The organism is Christiangramia crocea, from assembly GCF_022410465.1.
In the GTDB taxonomy this organism is placed as follows: domain Bacteria; phylum Bacteroidota; class Bacteroidia; order Flavobacteriales; family Flavobacteriaceae; genus Christiangramia; species Christiangramia crocea.
Genome location: NZ_JAJSON010000020.1, coordinates 105,497 through 125,558, shown reverse-complemented (window position 1 = coordinate 125,558; position 20,062 = coordinate 105,497). Strand labels below are relative to the sequence as shown.

Genomic DNA, 20,062 nt, shown 5'->3' with positions numbered 1-20,062 from the left:
GTGAGTGTTTAACCTACCAGGTGTATCTCACTAAAATCCTTATTCACGATCATCGTATTTTCATCCTTATCAAATTGAAGTTCTTTAAGCGGAACTTCTTCATTTTCAAAGAATGCTTTTTTGATCTGAAAAGGAAGTCCGTGGAACTTCAGTTTGAAAGTGGTGTAGGGAGCAGAGTATTTTCCGCTTTTATGCTGTTGCAGAATGATTTCATCTGTCTTTCCGGTTAATTTGAAAGTCCTCAGGCTGAATATCCCCTGGCGGTATTCATAGCCGTCATGAGAATCTTCATAGAATTCAGAGTTCTCTTTTCCTAATTTATAGTAGATATCGAGACTGATCTGCTCTAATTTTTTTTCATCAACATATTGCTGTACCGGATACTTAGGGATAATCGCCCCTTCCTTGATAAAAACGGGAATCGTATCCAGAGGAGCATCCACCCACATTTCACGTCCGCCAGAGACCGGTTTGTCATTCCAGAAGTTGTACCACTTACCTCTTGGAATATACATTCTTCTGCCCTGTACATTTGGCTCCTGTATGGGACATACCAGGATATGGTTTCCAAAGATAAACTCATCTGCCCTATAGTGGGTTTGCACATCTTCCTGATCATGGTATACCAGTGGCTTAAGAATTGGGACTCCTTCAGCTACATATTTATAGAAAGTGGTATACAGGTAAGGCAGTAGTTGATACCTTAATTCTACATATTTTCTGGAAATATCGAGCACCTCCTCGCCAAAAAACCAGGGTTCCTGCTCTCCATGATCTCCAGAGGAATGGACCCTGCAGAAAGGATGGAACACTCCTAGTTGTAACCATCGGGTATATAATTCGCCGGAAGGCTGTTCGGCAAATCCACCAATATCTGATCCGGCAAAGCTCATACCGCTCATACAAAGTCTTTGGATCTGTACATTGGCCAGCCATAGGTGTTCCCAGCTTGCTATATTATCTCCGGTCCAGGTTGAGGTATAACGTTGCCCACCGGAATAATTGGCCCGGGTGATGATAAAGGGTCGTTTTGGGAAATTGAATCTTTTAACCCCTTCATAAGTGGCTTTGGCCATTTGCATCCCATAGACATTATGGGCTTTTCGATGGCTGCAGGGATGCCCGTCATAATCATGGCGAACATCAAAAGGGAAGGTTTTTCCCGGAACCTCCATCACTGCCGGCTCGTTCATATCGTTCCAAACACCTTTTACTCCAATTTCTCCAATGAGTTCGCGGTATAATCCGCTCCACCATTCTCTAACCTCGGGATTGGTGAAATCGGGAAAATAGCATTCTCCAGGCCAGACTTTTCCACGCATGTATGGTCCGTCTGCCCTTCGACAGAAATAGTCGTTTTCCAGTCCTTCTTTAAATATGCTGTAATTCAGGTCTATTTTTATACCGGGATCTATAATGGCAACTGTTTTAAAACCATCATTTTCCAGCTCTTTTACCATTCTTTTTGGATCGGGAAAATATTCCTTGTTCCAGGTAAAACAGCGAAAACCATCCATATAGTCAATATCAAGATAGATAGCATCGCAGGGAAAATCAAGTTCCCTGAATTTAGAAGTGATCTCCTTTACTTTACTTTCCGGGTAATAGCTCCATTTACACTGGTGAAAGCCGAGGGCCCACATTGGTGGTAATTCCGGCTTTCCGGTGAGGTCGGTGTAAGTAGTCAGTACATCGGCCATTTGGGGGCCATAAATAAAATAATAGTTCATTTCACCGCCATCTGCCCAGAAACTGGTAACGTTTCTTCTTTCGTGACAAAAATCAAAATGGGTCTTGAAAGTGTTATCAAAGAATATTCCGTAGGAAAGGTTGCTGTGAAGTCCCATATAAAAAGGCACCGCTTTATATAATTCCACGGTGTCCTTTCCGTAGGCATACTGATCAGTATTCCACAGGCTCATCCTTTTTCCCTTAAGGTTAAAATTGGTAGGTTTATCTCCAAGTCCGAAGAAGTTTTCCTGCTCCCGGGAAGTCTTGCTCATCTTTACGAAGTTTCCTCCGAATTCAAAACTCTCCTCCCAGTGGAAACCAAGTTCATCTTCAAGGATTGGCCGGCCATCAAGTTCATACATTCCTACCCGAAGATCATCTTTTGCAATCTTACACTTGAATTTTTCAGTAGTAATTAATACATGAGTTTCTGTATCTTCAATTTTTAGCTGGTTAAAACCATGTGGATGTTCCTCATCTACCGCATATGAAAAATCATTTTCAAAGATCCCGTTAGTAGAATAACGGAACCTGAGCATATTATCGCGAAGTACAGTTATTTGAAGGCGTACCCCGTTTTTGGTGATAAAATTTATGGTGTCCTGATCGTGTTCGAATGATATTAAGCCGGAGGGGTATAGATTCCCCTTATGTTCTAGTTCTGTATTGGTAATCATAGTCTTACAAACTTTTTATGAAAGCTACAAAAGAAGCTTTTTCCGATGAATTATTACAGGCTTGTTCATAAAATTTTAAAAACAACCGTACCCAGTGGAGGTATGGTTATTTCTGCTGAATGGTCCCTGCCATGAAACTCTTCCTTTTCAATTTTCAGACTCTTATTTTTGGTACCGGAGCCTCCATATTTCTTTTCATCAGAATTGAATATCTCCTTAAGTTTTCCTGAAGCAGGAAGTCCTACACTATAGTCTGTAAGGACACTGGGTGTGAAATTGCAGACAATGATAAGAGAATCTTTCGGGTCTTTTCCTTTTCGGATAAAACTTAAAACCGAATTTTTACTATCGTCATATGCTATCCATTCAAAGCCTTCAGCACTAAACTGTTTTTCATGTAAAGCGGGTTGTTTCTTATATAATTTGTTTAGATCGGTAAGCAGCTCCTTTACTCCTTTGTGGTAATCATCTTGCAATAGATGCCAGTCGAGACTTGTATTATAGTTCCATTCTTCGTACTGGCCAATTTCAGCTCCCATGAATAAAAGCTTTGCACCAGGATGAGTGAACATATAAGAATATAAAAGACGAAGATTGGCAAATCTCTGCCATTCATCACCCGGCATCCTTCCCAGAAGTGAATGCTTGCCATAAACCACTTCATCATGGCTTAACGGTAGAGCAAAATTCTCTGTAAAGGTATAGGTCATACTAAAGGTGATGTCGTTTTGATGATATTGCCTGTAAATGGGATCTTTTTTGAAATATTCCAGTGTATCATGCATCCAGCCCATCATCCATTTCATCCCGAAGCCTAAGCCTCCCAGGTCTACAGGTCGTGAGACCATTGGAAAAGAGGTGGATTCTTCAGCGATCGTCTGCACTCCTTCAAAGCTGCCATACACCTCCTTGTTGAGCTCTCTAAGAAAACTGATTGCATCAAGATTTTCTCTTCCTCCATGCTCATTAGGTTCCCATTCGTGATCTTCCCTGGAATAATCCAGGTATAGCATAGAAGCAACAGCATCTACTCTCAAACCGTCCACATGATATTTATCCAGCCAGAATACAGCATTGCTTATTAAAAAAGACCTTACTTCATTTCTGCCATAGTTAAAGATGAGACTTTTCCAGTCCGGATGATATCCCTTTCTTGGGTCTGGATGTTCATAAAGGTGAGAACCGTCAAACTGTCCCAGACCATGTTTATCTTCGGGAAAATGAGAAGGCACCCAGTCAAGAATAACTCCAATCCCTTCCTTATGAAATGCATCCATGAGCTGCATGAATTCCTGAGGATTACCAAAGCGGGAAGTCGGAGCAAAATATCCGGTAAGCTGATAGCCCCATGAAGGATCATATGGATATTCCATAATAGGCATGAACTCTACATGAGTAAAGCCCATTTCCTTGACGTAGCCTACAAGTTCATCGGCCATCTCGGTATAAGTAAGAGAACGGTTTTCGTCCATGTTCTTTCTCCATGAACCCAGGTGAACCTCATAAATGGAAAATGGCTGATCCAGGGAATTTTTATCTTTTCTGGTAGACATATATTTTTTGTCTTTCCATTTATAGTCCAGGTCCCAAACGATGGAAGCCGTATTAGGAGGGTGTTCACAACTCAGGGCATAGGGATCGGCCTTTTCGATCACCATGTCATTATGATGGGATTGTATCTTGTATTTGTATTTCGTTCCTTTTTCAACTCCGGGAATAAAACCTTCCCAGATTCCGCTGCCATCCCATCTCACATTCAACTGATGTTCGCCTTCGAGCCAGTAATTAAAATCTCCTATTACAGAAATTGATTTTGCCGATGGTGCCCAAACTGCGAAATAGACTCCTTTTTCGCCATTTACTTCCATCAGGTGTGCGCCAAATTTTTCATAAAGCCGAAAATGCTTGCCTGCTCTGAAGAGTGAAATATCGAAATCTGAAAATAAAGAGTGTACCTGTACTTCTTTTTTCATAATTGAATGCTAGTTTTTCTTGTGTTTTAAAATACTGGCTATCCCCCTTAGAGGAATGATCGTCCAGCGTGGCCTGGAATTGAGTTCGTAGCCCAGTTCATAAACGGCCTTTTCCAACAGGCAATAATCGAGTAAAAATTCGATTTCCTGCTTATAACCTATGTTAAGATTCTCTTCCTGAACTTTATGAACGTAAGTTTCCATAAAGACACCTATCATGTATTTATAAAGTATTTCTCCCGCCTTGAACAGTTCTTCCTGGGAAGTGGAGAAGCTTTCATCGCTATTGAAAATGGTAGAATAGATCGCATAATGAAAGGATCTGAACATACCGGCAACATCCTTAAGCGGGGGTTGCTTGACCTTCCTGTCCTGAATAGTGCTTTCGGGTTCCCCTTCAAAATCAAGTAAGTAGAAATCATCTTCATGAACCAGTACCTGCCCCAGGTGATAATCTCCATGTATCCTTATCCGTTCGCTTTTCATCCTTGTCCAGTTGAAATTAAGGAAGTGTTCCCGGATCTCTTTTTTTCTGTCCAGAAACTCCTTGGCAAGGTCCAGGGCTTCACCCTCGAGTTTATGCATATTGTTTTCTATGGTATTCAGCCGGTTCTGGAACATGTAAATAAGCCTGTTCTTTAACCAGACCGCGTAATCTCCATTGTATTTTGCTGGTGTAAAGGATGTATCCTGCATATCGCTGCCCAGGGCAATATGCATTTCGGCGGTTCTTAATGCCAGTTTTGATACTTTCAGGAATAGATTGAGCCCCGCAAAATCGATAATTTCAGGGGGGATCGTATTTATTGGCTGTCTTTGATAAAGTTTGATATCAGGAAACCGGTTTACTTTTATCCTTTTCTTTTCAAGATTAGCAAATACCAGTTTTAATTCCTTTAGCATATATTTCCAGGCATCTCCTTCATTTTCGATTAAATCCTGCATAAGTCCCAGAGTTACGGTGTCGCCGCCATCCAGCGCCAGATTGATACTTCCTACATAGGCGGGGATATTCTGGAATTTACTTTTTTCTGTAAGGAACCTGATGATCTCATAATCCGGATTTTTACTGGTATAGATCCTTCGGAAGAATTTCATGACGTAGCAGTCATTGTAAATAATGGAAGTGTTACTTTGTTCTCCACCCATAAATCGCGAAGATTTATACTTTGTAGGTTGAACGGTCTCTGACCGGTGAAAAAGAATCTTGTTTTCAGGTGGATCAGCTGAAGACTCCATTATCTTATTAAAGACCAGTTTCCTGAAATCCTCAATATGAATTGCATCTATAAGGTAGCCTTCATGGCCTTTAAAACTTACAGGAGCAATGATGGTGCCTGTCTCTAACTTCTCCTTGCTGCCGGGAATAAAGCTTAACGGAATAAAGTAATCCTGAAAGAATGCCTCACTAAAATTGATCTCTATGAGAACCCCATAATAGATGTTTTTTTCTGGTGCAATCTTACAGTGGTCTACAACCTCAATATATTTCAAGGTACTTGATTTTCCGGCATACCATCGCTTTTTCAGAATATAATCTTCCAGTATCTCAGTACTGAAGGTTTTAATGAATTCTGAATCTTCAAATGCTTCTTCCCAGCTGCATTTGAACTGAAAATCTGATGTATTTACAGCAGATGGTGCCTTCTTAGTCATTATTTTAATGTTTATGAATTCGAAATAAGTGGAATGGCATTGCAGGATGCAATTCGACGTAGCACCATTCCTCGTCCCAGTTATAGGAATTACCCGTAATAAGGTCTTCTACCCTAATAGATTGTCCCTCGTGTAGTCCCAGTTCGTATCGGGGTACTTTTACAGAGCCATTCTTTTGATAATATGGGTCCAGGCTTACCACCATTAAAGTGTGGTTTTCCCTTTCCTGGTCAAATTTATAATAGGCCATAAGACCGTCATCATGGATGTCACAAAACTGAATATTGTTTGTTTGCTGTAATGAGGGGTTGGTTTGTCTTGCCTCGTTGATCTTGGCGATCACCCTCATTATTTTATTCTCTGCACTCCAGTCCCAGTGCCTTATCTGATATTTTTCTGAATCAAGATATTCTTCTCTTCCCGGAACTGCATCTGAGACCATGAACTCGAATACCGGCCCGTAAATTCCCGTATTTGAACTTAATGTGGCTGCCAGGAAATAGCGTATCATGAACATGGCTTCATTGGCGCCCTGAAGATGATATGGATTGATATCTGGTGTATTAGGCCAGAAATTCGGTCTGAAATATTCTTTCAGGTCAGTTTTGGTAAGTTCGTTCATATACTCAGTTAACTCATGTTTACTGGTTCGCCAGGTGAAGTAAGTATAAGATTGGGTGAATCCCTGTTTCGCAAGCTGTTCCATGATCTTTGGGCGTGTAAATGCTTCAGAAAGGAACAATGTATCAGGATGTTTCTTCCTTACTTCAGAAATAAGCCATCCCCAGAAATAGAAGGGTTTGGTATGCGGATTATCCACCCTGAATATACTTATCCCTGCTTCTTCTATCCAGTATAGCACTATTTCGAGGAATTCCTGCCACATTTTCTTCCATTCTTCCGATTCAAAATAAATAGGCAGGATATCCTGGTATTTCTTCGGTGGATTTTCTGCATATTGAATGGTTCCGTCTGGCCTCCACCTAAACCAGTTGGGATGTTCATTTACATAGGGATGATCAGGAGCGGCCTGCAATGCGAAATCCATGGCCACTTCAATTCCCAGGTCCCTGGCTTTTTTTACCAGCGATTTAAAATCATCAAGATTTCCCAGATCCGGATGAATATCCTTATGTCCGCCTTTTTCAGAACCAATTCCCCATGGAGAACCTACATCATCTGCCCCTGCATTAGTAGCATTGTTCTTTCCCTTCCTGTTTACTTCTCCAATAGGGTGTATAGGTGGAAAGTATAGGGTGTCGAATCCCATTTCGGCAATTCGGGGTAAGATGTTTTCACAATCCTTGAAAGTTCCATGTTTTCCTTCTTCTCTTGAAGCAGAGCGGGGAAAGAATTCATACCAGGTGCTGAAGCGTGCTTTTTTCCTGTCCACATATACCGGCAATTTCTTTGATTGATAAGGAACTGCCTTGTGTGGATATTTTAAAAGTATGTTTTCCAGACCTTTATCCAAACAGATGTTTACTGATTCTTCATACTGATCCTTATTTGTGAAGTCGGCAATAGCTCTTTTTAAAAGAACGGCCTCTGGTTTTGTACATTTTTTCAGGATCGGTTTCAGGATCTCCGCACCTTCCAGTAATTCTGAAGTTACCTTCTGGCCATCTTCAATTTTTTTTACGATCCCGTGTCGCCAGTTTAATCCATGATCTTCCCAGCCCTGGATATAATATTCGTAGTCTCCCTGTTTTTCTACTTTAAAGAATCCTTCCCAGCTGTCATTTATTGTGGGATGCATTCGCGATTCATCCCAGTTCCGCTGTTTTGAATGTTTATAGAATACCGAGGCCTGAATTATATCATGACCATCACCAAAAATATCTGCCTGAACATGTACTAATTCATCGGTGACTCTTTTAATGGCATACTCACCACAATTTACTGCAGGCTTAATATTTTCAATGACAATTCTGCTCTTCTCCGGCATGGCAATGGTTGGTTTTTTATATTTTAAAAAATGTGCTGAATCTTAAATTTAATAAACTGATTCTGAAAATCGTACGTATTAGCAAACTTGTTTGTTTTTTTGACAATTAATTAAGGTTTCTACCAGTACTTCTTAATGCGCTTATCTTTTTATTTTGGTGTTTTGAATAAATTTTAAGAAATTTAGTTCTTGCCCTACTCTTTTGATAATCAACACATTTTAATAACCAATCAAAAATTAAAAACTATGTCTATTCTAAAATTGAAATTTTTCAGGTTGTTCTTTATGGGCCTGATGGGATTAAGTCTTATTGCAGGATGTAAAAATGATAAGGATAAAAGTGAAGAGGAAGTAATGGAGGAAACAGCTGAAGCTGATAAAAAATCTTCATCTAATAGTGGGGTCTTTACTATTACCACAAAATCTATGGAATTTAGCATCCCTAAAGACACCCTGCTCTCAGGGTGGAATACAATCAGATATAAGAATAACTCCAATATGACCCACTTTGTGGTTTTTGAAAAATATCCGGAGGGTAAAGGTTTAGAAGATGCCGAAGACTCCCTGGTCCCTGTGTTTCAGAATGGAATGGACCTGATAATAGAGGACAAGATGGATGCTGCGATGGAGGAGTTTGGAAAGATGCCCGAATGGTTTAGCCAGGTGGTATTTTCAGGCGGAACCGGTTTGGTGTCTCCTAATACTACAACTGAATCTACCATAAAACTCGAACCAGGCACATACATTATAGAATGCTATATAAAAATGCCAGGCGGTAGATTTCATTCTACAGAAGGTATGGTAGAGGAACTTTATGTAAAAGAGGAAAAGAGTGAGTTAAAGGAGCCGGCTGCTGATTACACTATTTCCATTAGTGGTGAAAGTGGAATTGAAATGGATGCAACTCCTTCTGCCGGGGAGCATGTTTTTAAGGTAAATTATGCAGATCAAAAACAGCACGAGAATTTTGCCGGTCATGATGTGCACCTGGTAAGAGTTGAACCGGGATCAGATTTAAGTGTATTATCTGAGTGGATGGTATGGACCAATCCAGAAGGATTTATGACTCCTGCTCCTCAGGGTTACAAATTTGTGGGGGGAATGCAGGAAATGCCTGGTGGCAATTCCGGTTACTTTAAAGCTAATTTGCAACCTGGCAATTACGTGCTTATATCTGAGGTTCCTAATCAGCAGGAGAAAGATCTCCTCAAGGAATTTGAAGTAAAATAAATATAAAGGCTGTCTAAAAAGTCTATTATCTGTCATTGCGAGGAACGAAGCAATCTTTACATAATTGGTAATCAAAGCTGAGATTACTTCACTTCGTTCGTAATGACGCCTGGATTGACTTTTTAGACAGCCTTTTTTATGCTGCTTTTAAACTGTCAAGTTTTGTAGGAGGTATTGGAGCCGGTACGGGATTATTCACAGGTTCGGTACTTTGCAAATATTTGAACATGGACTCCAGATCTTCATCTGTAAGATTCGCAAAGTTTTGCCATGGCATTGGAGGCAGGATCATTCTACCGTCTTTCTGGCCTTTCAGTTTACCTTCGCGCATTGCGGTTTTAAATTGGGCAACGGTCCAGTTTCCTATTCCAGTATCATCAGAGGTAAGGTTTGCCGAATAGGAAACACCCCATGGGCCAACGAAGGCGGTTAACTGCCCGTTCATGAGCATCCACCCTTTTCCAAGAGCTTCTGTATTTACAGGAGGAAGACTGTCTCCTGCACTAAAGCCGGATAATGCAAGCTCCGGAATTTCCTCAGGCCCTCTTTGTCCCATTCTTTTTGGGGAATGACAATCGTGGCAGCCAATGGTTTTCACCAGGTATTCACCTCTTTTAATACTGTCATTGAGGCTCATTTTCTTCTCTTCCGGTTTATCCTCATATTTTCCATCATTACAGGATATTAAAAGTGGAAGTACTCCTGCTATGAGGAGATACATTGTCCTTCTGGAAAATCCCAGGCTCTGAAAATTGATGTTTGATAGAATTTTATTCATAATTAATAGGTTGATTAGTCTTTCTAAAATATCATAAGTTTTTGATATTTAGGGTATTATTCGTTGAATGTTAAGAAAATAAAGGTGATTTACCTATATTCCTGGATGATGCTTATTTTTGAAGCATGAAGATAGATAACCTTGAACAGGGATTTTTTGGAATAGGAATTCAGAATGGAAAAACTCCTGAAAATCTTGGAGTTTTATGGCGTTCTGCTCAAAATATGGGGGCCAGTTTCATTTTCACCATTGGTAATCGGTATGCGAAGCAGGCCTGTGACACTCATAAAGCGGTGGGAGCAATGCCTTATTTTCATTATGAGACTTTCGAGGATTTCTACGATCATCTGCCTAAAGGAGCCATGCTGGTAGGAGTAGAGCTTACCGAAAACTCAGAGCCTCTGGAAACCTTTAAACATCCAAGGAGATGTGTTTATCTGCTTGGAGCTGAAGATCACGGCCTTTCCAATGCAGCGATTGAGAAAGCACATTATCTGGTAAAATTCAAGTCTACTCTGAGTCTGAATGTCTCGGTTGCGGGAAGTATTGTAATGTACGATCGTGGATTAAAAAATGAATTTTCCACCTGATCATCAGGTTTCTGGAGATTCTTTAGGTGGGTTTTTCTGAAAAAGCTTCTTCTCTTTGATCATTTTCGCGGTAAGTCCGGGGACCATAGATTCCCAGTTTTTATCACCTTCACGAATCATTTCATATACTTTGCGAGGGGGTATCTTTAATGCTTCTTTATCGTAATCTTCAATATCTACCACCCTGTCATTATCAACAAAAAATTTGTAAAGTTCCTTTAAACGTGGGTGCACTTTTAAATTCTTACTATTGATTATTTCCCCGGTTTCTTCATCAAGGATCGGGTAGAGGTAGACCTTGAGTTTCTTGAAGAAAAGTTTGCCAAATGCTTCCAGTATACCACCACTAAGGCTTCGGTAGTATTTCTCATTAAAAATGTCCTGTAAGTTGTCAACTCCCAGTACCAGGCCAAGTTGTTCTTTAGTATGCTGGGCAAAATATTCCACGACTTTATAATATTCCTGGAAGCTGGAGATCATCACAGTTTGTCCCGAGGCGCATAAAAGATCGGCACGATCTAAAAAATCCTTTTCATCGATCTCGCCTTCAGCCTTAAGGTTATTAAGGGTCATTTCAAAGATGATGACCGTATTTTCTTTCCTGACATTTTTTTCCTTTAAAAATAGTTTTCTGGAGGTCTTGAACATGTCCAGATTCAGATTGGTTACCGGTCTGAAGCTACCTCTAAGGGTCAGGATATTTTTCTTATAAAGAGCATTCGCCGGCAGGATGTTGTTACCGTCTTCAGCAAACATTACCGCATCGGTGATCCCTTCCCTTACCAAATGAAGGCTCATAAGCCTATTATCTACATTTTCGAAAACCGGTCCGTTAAAATTAATCGAGTCGATCTCGATCTTGTCGCTGTCAAGATGGTCATAAAGATGGCGCATTACGTGCATAGGATCATCGCTCTGATAGAAGGCGGCATAAATAAGGTTGGTTCCCATGACGCCAAGGCTTATCTGCTGGTGCGACGCGCTATTCTCGTGCAGCTGTACATGCAGAATGATCTCGCTATATTCCTGTTTTGGCTTTTTCTGAAAACGGATTCCCAGCCAGCCATGACCTTTGTATTTTTTTGCCCAGTCTATGGTCGCCACTGTATTAGCGTAACTGAAGAACAGTTTCTCGGGATGTTTAACTCTTGAGATACGTTGCTCAATGAGCCCGGTCTCATATTTTAGCATGCTTTTAAGCCTGGGTTCGGTTACATAACGGTTTTGCGGATCCAGGCCATAGATGGCATCGCTAAAATCCTTATCGTAGGCGCTCAGGGTTTTGGCAATGGTGCCTTTTGGATTTCTGGCCCTGAAAAAATGCCTCACGGTTTCCTGTCCCGCCCCTATCTCAGCGAAAGTCCCATATATATTCTCGTTGAGATTTAGACGGGTGCATTTATTCTCAATGGATAATATATTTTCAAATTGGTCTTCAGCGAGTGCAGACATATTGCATTCATTTAATTTGGCATTTGAAAGTTAGGAATATTAAACGTGCCAGTGGTATATTTTAAGTAATGTTTAAAAGTTATCCGGTAATTTTAGCAAGCCTTTAAAGGCTTATAATGAAATGAAAACTGGAGGGTGATGCTCTGCGGAATTGAACTTATATAACAATTGCGGGTTTGCGTTGATATTTAAGACAAAAAAACTTTATATCTTAACTCAATATTTTATAAAATGAAAAGCTTTTATCTTTCAATAATTACAATTTTAGTTATGACCTTATCATCGGCTCAAAATCCATTTAATTTAAAAAAAGATCACGATGCACTAATGGTAAAGGATGTTGCTGTTTCGGCAGATTTCTATCAGGAAATTTTTGGTCTTAAGGAAATACCCAATGGTGGACTAGGTGATCATATTCGCTGGTTTGAGTTGAGTAATAAGGTTCAGATCCATCTTATAGAAAGTGAAGAAGCTCCAGAAAAGAATAAAGGGTTTCACCTAGCCCTTAGCACCGATGATCTTGGAGCTTTTATGGAATTTCTGGAATCAAGGAATATCCATTTTGAGAACTGGCCGGGAGAAAAGGGAACTACCAACACCCGTCCTGACGGGATAAAACAGATCTATCTTCAGGATCCCGATGGATACTGGATAGAAGTGAATAATAACAGGTTATAAGCCTGAATGCTAAATTTTGTCGGTAACGACTTTATAAGTTGGATCTTCCAGAATATTCACGTCAATGATCTTATCGGCATTATCCAGCAGTTTACGACAATCGGGGCTCAGATGCCTTAAGTGAAGGGTTTTTCCTTGCTTCAGGTATCTTTCAGTAAGTTTGTTCAGGGCTTCGATTCCAGACATGTCAACCACACGGCTTTCTGAAAAATCGATGATAACTTCATCGGGATCATTAATTACATCAAATTTACTATTGAATGCTGTAGTGGATCCGAAGAAAAGCGGACCATAGATCTCGTAATGTTTTACTCCGTTCTCATCTATGCTCTTTCTTGCCCGGATTCTTTTAGCGTTATCCCAGGCAAAAACCAGAGCAGAGATTATCACACCTACAAGCACAGCAAGAGCCAGATTGTGAAGGATTACCGTTACTGCGGTTACCAGTACCATAACGATCACATCAGATTTTGGCATTTTATTGAAGGTCTTAAGGCTTGCCCACTCAAAGGTTCCTACAGCAACCATAACCATCACTCCGGTAAGTGCTGCCATAGGCAGCTTTTCGATAAGGTCGGCACCAAACATTATAAAAACCAGTAGCATGACGGCTGCTGTTATTCCAGATAACCTGGCTCTCGCGCCAGATGAAATATTAATTAGACTTTGTCCAAGCATGGCACAGCCTCCCATTCCCGAGAAAAAACCGGAAAAGATATTTGCCGTTCCCTGGGCAACGCATTCCTTATTTCCGCTTCCCCTGGTTTCGGTAATCTCGTCTACGATATTCAGGGTAAGTAAACTTTCAATAAGGCCAACTCCGGCCATTATCAGGGCATATGGGAAAATGAGTGAAAGAGTTTCAAAATTCACAGGTACCATCGGGATATGGAAAGGAGGAAAACCACCATTGATAGAGGCCATATCACCTACGCTTTTAGTATCAATTCCTAATGCAACTACAATTCCGAAGATGGCAAGGATCGCTGCAAGAGATGAAGGGAATACCTTGGTAAGCTTTGGGAGCCCCCATATGATAAACATGGTTATAAGTACGAGTCCCAGAAAAATATAGAATGGAGGGCCAGTCATCCAGACCATTTCTCCTTCAGCATTTACCGTTTTGAACTGAGCAAGCTGCGACATGAAAATAATGATTGCCAGACCGTTCACGAAACCAAAAATGACGGAATGAGGTACAAGCCGGATCAGTTTTCCAAGCCTGAAGACCCCTGCCAGTATCTGCAGGATTCCTGCAAGTACCACGGTAGCGAATATGTATTCTGGTCCGTGTGATATTGATAGCCCTACGATCACAACAGCTACCGCTCCCGTCGCTCCGGAGATCATTCCGGGACGCCCCCCTAGAATTGCAGTTATCAATCCCATCACAAAAGCAGCATACAGTCCGGTTAAGGGTGATAATTTTGCGATCATGGCAAAGGCAACTGCTTCCGGTATAAGTGCCAGGGCTACTGTTAGACCAGCCAGGATTTCAGTTTTGTAATTGATTTTCTGGGAAAAATCGAAGAGATTCAGGACTTTTTTCATGACAATATCTTTGCTTTTTCAGCTTGCTTTAAGAGCCGGCAAAAATAGTCATTAAAAACAGAAGCACAACTTCTGCCCATGTTAGATTTGAATTTTTATGATATTTTGATTTTCAAGCCTTTATAATTGTAGAGTTTTAAATTTTCAAAATCCATAATTTATAATTTTAGCCATTTATCAGCTCTTTTGTTGTTAAATGCTTAGGTCTTACTGAATGGTAAATGTGGGGAAATTCTCTTTTGGTAATAACCAGTTGCCACAGGTTCAGTCTTTGCGCCCTGAATGCTGCAGCTGATGAGCAGAGGTAGAATTCCCACATCTTGTAAAAGAAATTATTGTAGTATTCCTTTAGGCGCGGCCATGCTTCCTTGAAATTTTCATGCCATGCCATTAGCGTTTTATCATAATACAATCCGAAATTGTGCAGATCCTGAAGTATCATATCGTTGCCCATAGCTTTTCCTATTTGGGTGATAGACGGTATCAGCCCCTGTGGGAAGATATATTTATCTATCCATGCATCGGTGGTGTAGCGGCTTTCGTTCCCTCCAATAAAATGCAACAGACAGATTCCTTCATCCTTCAGATTGCGATTTATAACTTTCATAAAGGAAGAATGATTCTTATGGCCCACATGTTCAAGCATTCCAACAGAAACAATCCGGTCAAATTTCTCGTCGAGCTCACGGTAATCCTGTAAACGGATTTCAACAGGAAGATTTTCACATCTCTCCAGTGCGATTTTCTGTTGTTCCTTAGAGATAGTGATACCCACAACCTGTACGTCGTAATGCTTCGCGGCATAATAAGAAAAGCCTCCCCAGCCGCAACCAATATCCAGTACTTTTTGGCCTGGTTTCAGGTCTAATTTCTGGCAGATTAGCCCAAGTTTGTTTTCCTGCGCCCGGGCCAGGTTATTGGTCTCGTGCCAGTAGCCACAGGAATATACCATTAGTGGGTCCAGCATCTCTGTGAATAGGTTGTTGCCAATATCATAATGCCTGGAAATGGATTTCCGGGCTTTTTTGATGGATTGCATATTAAAAATCCTGGCTTTGAGAACCTGCCACTTCAGCCTGAGGTTTTTGCGGATCTGTTTTTCAAGGTCGGCTTCAAAAAGGCGGTGTATAAACTCATCCAGCCGTGGGCAATCCCACCAGCCTTCCATATAAGATTCTCCAAGACCAAGTGAACCATCCCTTAGAATTCGCCGGTAGAATTCTTCATTAAAAACACGAATGTCCCAATTTCGGTTGCCATTAATACTGATCCCGGCACTGGTAAGAAGATCCTCTATGATTTTTTTATTTTCATTCTGCATAACTCAATTAGTAATTTGATGAGGCAGAACTGGGGGATAGAATGGGACTTGATTTAGAGTTCCCGGAACGAGATTCTGTATTAAAATTAAATCATTTCTATGATATTTTGAAATTTGCCGGAAGATTTGTCGCATGCTCGCTTTTAACTTCCTATTTTTGTGGTCTCAAACGAATGAAGAAGAGTTATGGCACATAAGGCTGGTTTTGTGAATATTATAGGGAATCCTAATGTTGGAAAATCTACCCTTATGAATGCTTTTGTGGGTGAGAGATTATCTATAATTACCTCGAAGGCACAAACCACACGTCACAGGATACTGGGAATAGTCAACGGAGAGGATTTTCAGGTGATATTAAGCGATACGCCGGGAATCATTAAACCCGCCTACGAACTACAGGAATCCATGATGGATTTTGTGAAATCTGCCTTTGAAGATGCCGATGTGCTTATCTATATTGTGGAAATTGGCGAAATGGCTTTAAAGGATGAAGCCTTTTTTAACAAAATCAGAAATTCGGAAGTCCCGGTTCTATTGTTATTGAATAAGATCGATAAATCCAACCAGGAGCAACTGGAAGAGCAGGTGAGCTACTGGCAGGAAAAGGTGCCAAATGCTGAGATACATCCTGTTTCTGCTCTTGAAGGGTTCAATATTTCGGAAGTTTTTAACCGAATTGTGGAATTGCTACCTGAATCCCCTGCTTTTTATCCTAAAGATACCCTTACCGATAAACCTGAGAGATTCTTTGTGAATGAGATCATTCGTGAAAAGATCCTTATGCATTATAAAAAGGAGATCCCATATAGCGTGGAGATCGATACCAGTGAATTTTTCGAAGAGGAAGATATCATAAGGATGCGTAGCGTGATCATGGTTGAACGTGATACGCAAAAGGGGATCATCATCGGGCATAAAGGTTCGGCTCTTAAAAGAGTGGGGGTGGAAGCCAGACAGGATCTTGAGAAATTCTTCGGAAAACAGGTGCATCTGGAACTCTATGTTAAAGTCAATAAAAACTGGCGGAGTGATTCCAATCAGCTTCGTAGATTCGGGTACACAGATAAAAAATAATCTTTTCAGCTTAACGCAGTGAGCTTTTAATTGGTTTAAAACCATTAATTTTGCTCCCTGAAATCAATTTTAATTATGGGTAATATCGTTGCCATTGTAGGTAGACCTAATGTGGGTAAATCAACTTTTTTTAACCGCCTTATCCAGCGTCGCGAAGCGATCGTAGATTCGGTTAGCGGGGTGACCCGTGACAGACACTATGGAAAATCTGACTGGAATGGCCAAAAGTTTTCGCTTATCGATACCGGCGGCTATGTAAAAGGCAGTGATGATATCTTTGAAGCTGAAATTGATAAACAGGTAGAGCTGGCAATTGATGAGGCCGATGCTATCATCTTTATGGTAGATGTTGAATCTGGCGTTACCCCGATGGATGAGGAAATTGCCAATCTCCTTCGAAAAGTTAAAAAGCCTGTGTTGCTTGTCGTTAATAAGGTTGACAATAACAAGAGACTGGAGAACGCTGTTGAATTCTACTCGCTTGGCCTGGGTGAATATTTCCCGATTGCGAGTACGAACGGAAGCGGAACAGGTGATCTTCTGGATGCACTTATTGAAGCCCTGCCGGAAGTTGAAGCCGAAGAAGAGACCGAACTGCCAAGGTTTGCTGTGGTAGGAAGGCCTAATGCAGGGAAATCCTCCTTTATCAATGCCCTGATTGGTGAGGATCGATATATAGTCACCGATATTGCCGGAACTACCAGGGATTCCATGGACACCCGCTATAACAGGTTCGGATTTGAATTTAATCTTGTAGATACTGCGGGGATCAGAAGAAAATCCAAGGTAAAAGAGAACCTGGAATTTTACTCGGTAATGCGTTCGGTTAGGGCTATTGAAAATTGTGATGTTTGTTTGCTTGTTCTGGATGCTACGCGTGGTTTCGACGGACAGGTGCAAAATATCTTCTGGCTGGCTCAGCGAAATCATAAGGGTATCGTAATCCTGGTGAATAAATGGGACCTGGTAGATAAGGAAACCAATACTATGAAGGATTATGAAGCGATGATCCGAAGAGAAATAGAGCCTTTTACTGACGTACCGATTGTTTTTATATCAGTATTGACCAAACAGCGCGTTTTTAAGGCAATAGAAACGGCCGTAAAAGTTTTTGAAAACCGGAGTCGTAAGATAAAAACCCGTCAATTAAATGACGTGATGTTGCCTATTATAGAAAAGAATCCACCCCCGGCCTACAAGGGTAAATATGTTAAGATAAAATACTGTACTCAACTCCCAACTCCGCATCCTCAGTTTGCATTTTTCTGTAATCTACCACAGTATGTGCGTGATCCTTATAAAAGATTTATAGAAAATAAACTAAGGCAGGAATTTGACTTTCAGGGTGTTCCTGTGACCATTTATTTTAGAAAAAAATAGTTTAGATTATCTTTATTCCTATCCGGACAGGTCTTAAAACACTTTGTCGCGAGAAACCGAAGCAGAAGGATATATCTTTTTGCAAGTTATCTAATGTTCAGCTTCACCGGGAGTTCAGTAAGACAGAATAGCAGTTTTTTAGGATGTAAGTTTGGCATATTTCAGATAAAAAAAACCAATTATTCCTGCTAGTAAGGAAGCTGAAAAAATACCGATTTTAGCCTGATCCAGGTAGGTTTCACTATCAAAGGCCAGTTCGGTTATAAAAAGTGACATTGTAAATCCTATCGCTCCCAGAAGGCCTACACCGTAAATATGCTTCCAGTGTACTTTTTTGGGAAGCCTGGATATTTTTAAGGCTACCATAAGGCGTGTAAATAATACAATCCCGAAGAATTTTCCCAGAATTAATCCCAGAAGGATTCCAAGACTTACTGGCCTTAGGAAATATGAAAAAGATTCTGCTGTAAAGCTCACCCCTGCATTGGCGAAAGCAAATAATGGTAACACCACGAAGCTTACAAAAGGATGTAATGCATTTTCAAGTCGCTGAAGTGGAGGAGTGGCATCCTGTGTGAGGAGGGAGAATTTACCTATGGTTTCAGTGATCTCTTCCTGGCTTTGCCTCGCTTTCTTGGAAGGTTTTTTAAGCTGGGTTTTTATGTGGTAGGAGAGGAGTTTTACTTTTCTGAGAAAGACAGGTGTGTTTATTCTTTTGCTGGTAGGAATAGCGAAGGCAGCCAGTACTGCTGCTATTGTGGCATGTATTCCTGAAAGCATTATCGCCAGCCAGAGTCCCCCGATTCCCATTACCGCATAGAACAGATTATTCCTTATCCCAATGTAATTGGCCCCAAGCAGCACAAGAAGAAAGAATAAGCCTATTCCCAGACTTTGTAGAGAGATCTGTTCGGTATAAAAGAAGGCGATTACCAGTACGGCTCCCATATCATCGGCAATTGCGATTGCGGTAAGGAATATTTTTAAAGAGACCGGGACCTTATCGTTCAACAGGTACAGAATTCCCAGGGCAAAAGCTATATCTGTAGCCATGGGGATACCCCATCCCGAAATGGAGTCGGTACCGGAATTGAAGAAAAAGTAGATGAGAGCCGGGAATAACATACCTCCTATCGCTGCGGCTATCGGTAAAACAGCTCTTCTTAGACTGGAGAGTTCCCCATGCATGATCTCTTTTTTGAGTTCGAGGCCTATCAGAAAAAAGAACATAGACATGAGCCCATCGTTAATCCAGTGAAGCAGATTTTTCCTGATCATAAACTCATTGAGTCCTATGTATATTTCCTGTTTCCAGAATTCATGGTAATAACTAGAGAGAGGTGAATTCGCAATTCCAATAGCCAGAACTGTTGATATAATCAGGCTTATACCAACCGAGGTTTGTTTTTCAATAAAATTTTTGATGGGAAGTAACAGGTAGACATCTAGGCCGGATTTTTTCATGGCGTTTACTTTTTGAAGGGTTAAAAAGCGAAAAAACCTTAAGTGGTCTTTAAATTAAGTTAAAAAGACTGCTGACAATATGATGTAAGTCATGTTTATGGTTCAATTTAAGAATTATTTAGGGGCTAAAAAGCATCATTTTTGAAGGAAATTGGAAAGCAGTATTATCCCAAAAAACCATAGAATGTTATACGGCTAATATATTGTTTGTTCAACGATTAATTTTTGAATCGTGCTTCTTAGGGCTTAAATTTAATGTAGTTAAATGTGAATTTAAAAAGTATAGCGTATGGAAATTTTTACTGATTTTGTTCACAATTATAATAGTTCCCTACGAGGTCTCAACATTTTTGCCAAAATTGGAGTGACATTAGCTTTAGTGCTAATATTGCTAGCAGTTGTAGGTGCTATAGTAAATGTGATCGTACACAACGTTTAATTTTAAGGAATAAACCAGAATTAAACTATTAATTCTTCAGAATCCTTTTGCAGGTCTTTCTATAAGGACTGTGAAAGGATTTTGCTTTTATAGACCTTCCCTTTTTAAATTTTTCATTAT

General features: G+C 40.5%; 14 protein-coding genes. 5 read left to right on the top strand and 9 right to left on the bottom strand.

All coding sequences use genetic code 11. The annotated features are described in order from the left end of the window. Positions 1-8: 8 nt before the first annotated feature. The 4 genes from LU635_RS09630 to LU635_RS09615 all read right to left on the bottom strand — a co-directional run bounded on the left by LU635_RS09630 (position 9) and on the right by LU635_RS09615 (position 7,985). Complete coding sequence (locus tag LU635_RS09630; protein ID WP_240098562.1) at positions 9-2,408, bottom strand: glycoside hydrolase family 31 protein; 2,400 nt, start codon at positions 2,406-2,408, stop codon at positions 9-11. A 65-nt stretch (positions 2,409-2,473) separates the two neighbouring features. Beyond that, entirely contained in the window at positions 2,474-4,381 is a 1,908-nt protein-coding gene (glgB, locus tag LU635_RS09625; RefSeq protein WP_240098560.1) for a 1,4-alpha-glucan branching protein GlgB, read from the bottom strand. Positions 4,382-4,390: 9 nt separating this feature from the next. Then, on the bottom strand, positions 4,391-6,037 hold the full coding sequence (locus tag LU635_RS09620; RefSeq protein ID WP_240098558.1) for a trehalose synthase: 1,647 nt from the start codon (positions 6,035-6,037) through the stop codon (positions 4,391-4,393). Between the two features lie 4 nt (positions 6,038-6,041). Then, positions 6,042-7,985: an alpha-1,4-glucan--maltose-1-phosphate maltosyltransferase gene (locus tag LU635_RS09615; protein ID WP_240098555.1), complete on the bottom strand. Its 1,944-nt coding sequence runs from the start codon at positions 7,983-7,985 to the stop codon at positions 6,042-6,044. A 246-nt stretch (positions 7,986-8,231) separates the two neighbouring features. Between LU635_RS09615 and LU635_RS09610 the strand changes: the two genes are divergently transcribed. Then, positions 8,232-9,215, top strand: coding sequence for a hypothetical protein (locus LU635_RS09610; RefSeq protein WP_240098553.1), 984 nt, complete (start codon positions 8,232-8,234; stop codon positions 9,213-9,215). 136 nt (positions 9,216-9,351) lie between these two features. Here LU635_RS09610 and LU635_RS09605 read toward each other — a convergent pair whose 3' ends face one another. Continuing rightward, positions 9,352-9,993 (bottom strand): c-type cytochrome, encoded by a 642-nt coding sequence (locus LU635_RS09605; RefSeq protein ID WP_240098551.1) that lies wholly within the window; start codon positions 9,991-9,993, stop codon positions 9,352-9,354. Between the two features lie 125 nt (positions 9,994-10,118). Between LU635_RS09605 and LU635_RS09600 the strand changes: the two genes are divergently transcribed. Then, positions 10,119-10,583: an RNA methyltransferase gene (locus LU635_RS09600; RefSeq protein ID WP_240098549.1), complete on the top strand. Its 465-nt coding sequence runs from the start codon at positions 10,119-10,121 to the stop codon at positions 10,581-10,583. Positions 10,584-10,586: 3 nt separating this feature from the next. Here LU635_RS09600 and LU635_RS09595 read toward each other — a convergent pair whose 3' ends face one another. Next, the gene (locus LU635_RS09595; RefSeq protein ID WP_240098547.1) at positions 10,587-12,035 is read right to left on the bottom strand and encodes a TonB-dependent receptor; all 1,449 of its coding nucleotides are present in this window, start codon (positions 12,033-12,035) and stop codon (positions 10,587-10,589) included. A 270-nt stretch (positions 12,036-12,305) separates the two neighbouring features. On the opposite strand from LU635_RS09595, the gene LU635_RS09590 reads away from it, so the two are divergent. After that, complete coding sequence (locus LU635_RS09590) at positions 12,306-12,713, top strand: VOC family protein (RefSeq protein ID WP_240098545.1); 408 nt, start codon at positions 12,306-12,308, stop codon at positions 12,711-12,713. Positions 12,714-12,722: 9 nt separating this feature from the next. On the opposite strand, the gene LU635_RS09585 is transcribed toward LU635_RS09590, so the two are convergent. Then, positions 12,723-14,264 (bottom strand): SulP family inorganic anion transporter, encoded by a 1,542-nt coding sequence (locus LU635_RS09585; protein ID WP_240098543.1) that lies wholly within the window; start codon positions 14,262-14,264, stop codon positions 12,723-12,725. A 166-nt stretch (positions 14,265-14,430) separates the two neighbouring features. Then, positions 14,431-15,585, bottom strand: a complete 1,155-nt coding sequence (cfa, locus tag LU635_RS09580; RefSeq protein ID WP_240098541.1) for a cyclopropane fatty acyl phospholipid synthase — start codon at positions 15,583-15,585, stop codon at positions 14,431-14,433. Positions 15,586-15,771: 186 nt separating this feature from the next. Here cfa and era point away from each other — a divergent pair, with 186 nt between their 5' ends. After that, entirely contained in the window at positions 15,772-16,659 is an 888-nt protein-coding gene (gene era / locus LU635_RS09575) for a GTPase Era (protein ID WP_240098540.1), read from the top strand. A 75-nt stretch (positions 16,660-16,734) separates the two neighbouring features. Continuing rightward, positions 16,735-18,039 carry a ribosome biogenesis GTPase Der gene (gene der, locus LU635_RS09570; protein ID WP_240098539.1) on the top strand — a complete coding sequence of 435 codons (1,305 nt, stop codon included), beginning with the start codon at positions 16,735-16,737 and terminating at the stop codon, positions 18,037-18,039. 138 nt (positions 18,040-18,177) lie between these two features. Here the strand turns inward: der and nhaA are convergent, their stop codons facing one another. After that, positions 18,178-19,503, bottom strand: a complete 1,326-nt coding sequence (gene nhaA / locus LU635_RS09565) for a Na+/H+ antiporter NhaA (protein WP_240098538.1) — start codon at positions 19,501-19,503, stop codon at positions 18,178-18,180. Positions 19,504-20,062 lie beyond the last annotated feature (559 nt).

Bases quoted from the DNA above. Each gene is read 5' to 3' on its own strand.
- LU635_RS09620 (WP_240098558.1), bottom strand. From the start codon at position 6,037: ATGACTAAGAAGGCACCATCTGCTGTAAATACATCAGATTTTCAGTTC.
- LU635_RS09600 (WP_240098549.1), top strand. From the start codon at position 10,119: ATGAAGATAGATAACCTTGAACAGGGATTTTTTGGAATAGGAATTCAG.
- LU635_RS09595 (WP_240098547.1), bottom strand. From the start codon at position 12,035: ATGTCTGCACTCGCTGAAGACCAATTTGAAAATATATTATCCATTGAG.
- LU635_RS09615 (WP_240098555.1), bottom strand. From the start codon at position 7,985: ATGCCGGAGAAGAGCAGAATTGTCATTGAAAATATTAAGCCTGCAGTA.
- LU635_RS09605 (WP_240098551.1), bottom strand. From the start codon at position 9,993: ATGAATAAAATTCTATCAAACATCAATTTTCAGAGCCTGGGATTTTCC.
- der (WP_240098539.1), top strand. From the start codon at position 16,735: ATGGGTAATATCGTTGCCATTGTAGGTAGACCTAATGTGGGTAAATCA.
- LU635_RS09610 (WP_240098553.1), top strand. From the start codon at position 8,232: ATGTCTATTCTAAAATTGAAATTTTTCAGGTTGTTCTTTATGGGCCTG.
- LU635_RS09585 (WP_240098543.1), bottom strand. From the start codon at position 14,264: ATGAAAAAAGTCCTGAATCTCTTCGATTTTTCCCAGAAAATCAATTAC.
- nhaA (WP_240098538.1), bottom strand. From the start codon at position 19,503: ATGAAAAAATCCGGCCTAGATGTCTACCTGTTACTTCCCATCAAAAAT.
- cfa (WP_240098541.1), bottom strand. From the start codon at position 15,585: ATGCAGAATGAAAATAAAAAAATCATAGAGGATCTTCTTACCAGTGCC.
- LU635_RS09590 (WP_240098545.1), top strand. From the start codon at position 12,306: ATGACCTTATCATCGGCTCAAAATCCATTTAATTTAAAAAAAGATCAC.
- LU635_RS09630 (WP_240098562.1), bottom strand. From the start codon at position 2,408: ATGATTACCAATACAGAACTAGAACATAAGGGGAATCTATACCCCTCC.
- glgB (WP_240098560.1), bottom strand. From the start codon at position 4,381: ATGAAAAAAGAAGTACAGGTACACTCTTTATTTTCAGATTTCGATATT.
- era (WP_240098540.1), top strand. From the start codon at position 15,772: ATGGCACATAAGGCTGGTTTTGTGAATATTATAGGGAATCCTAATGTT.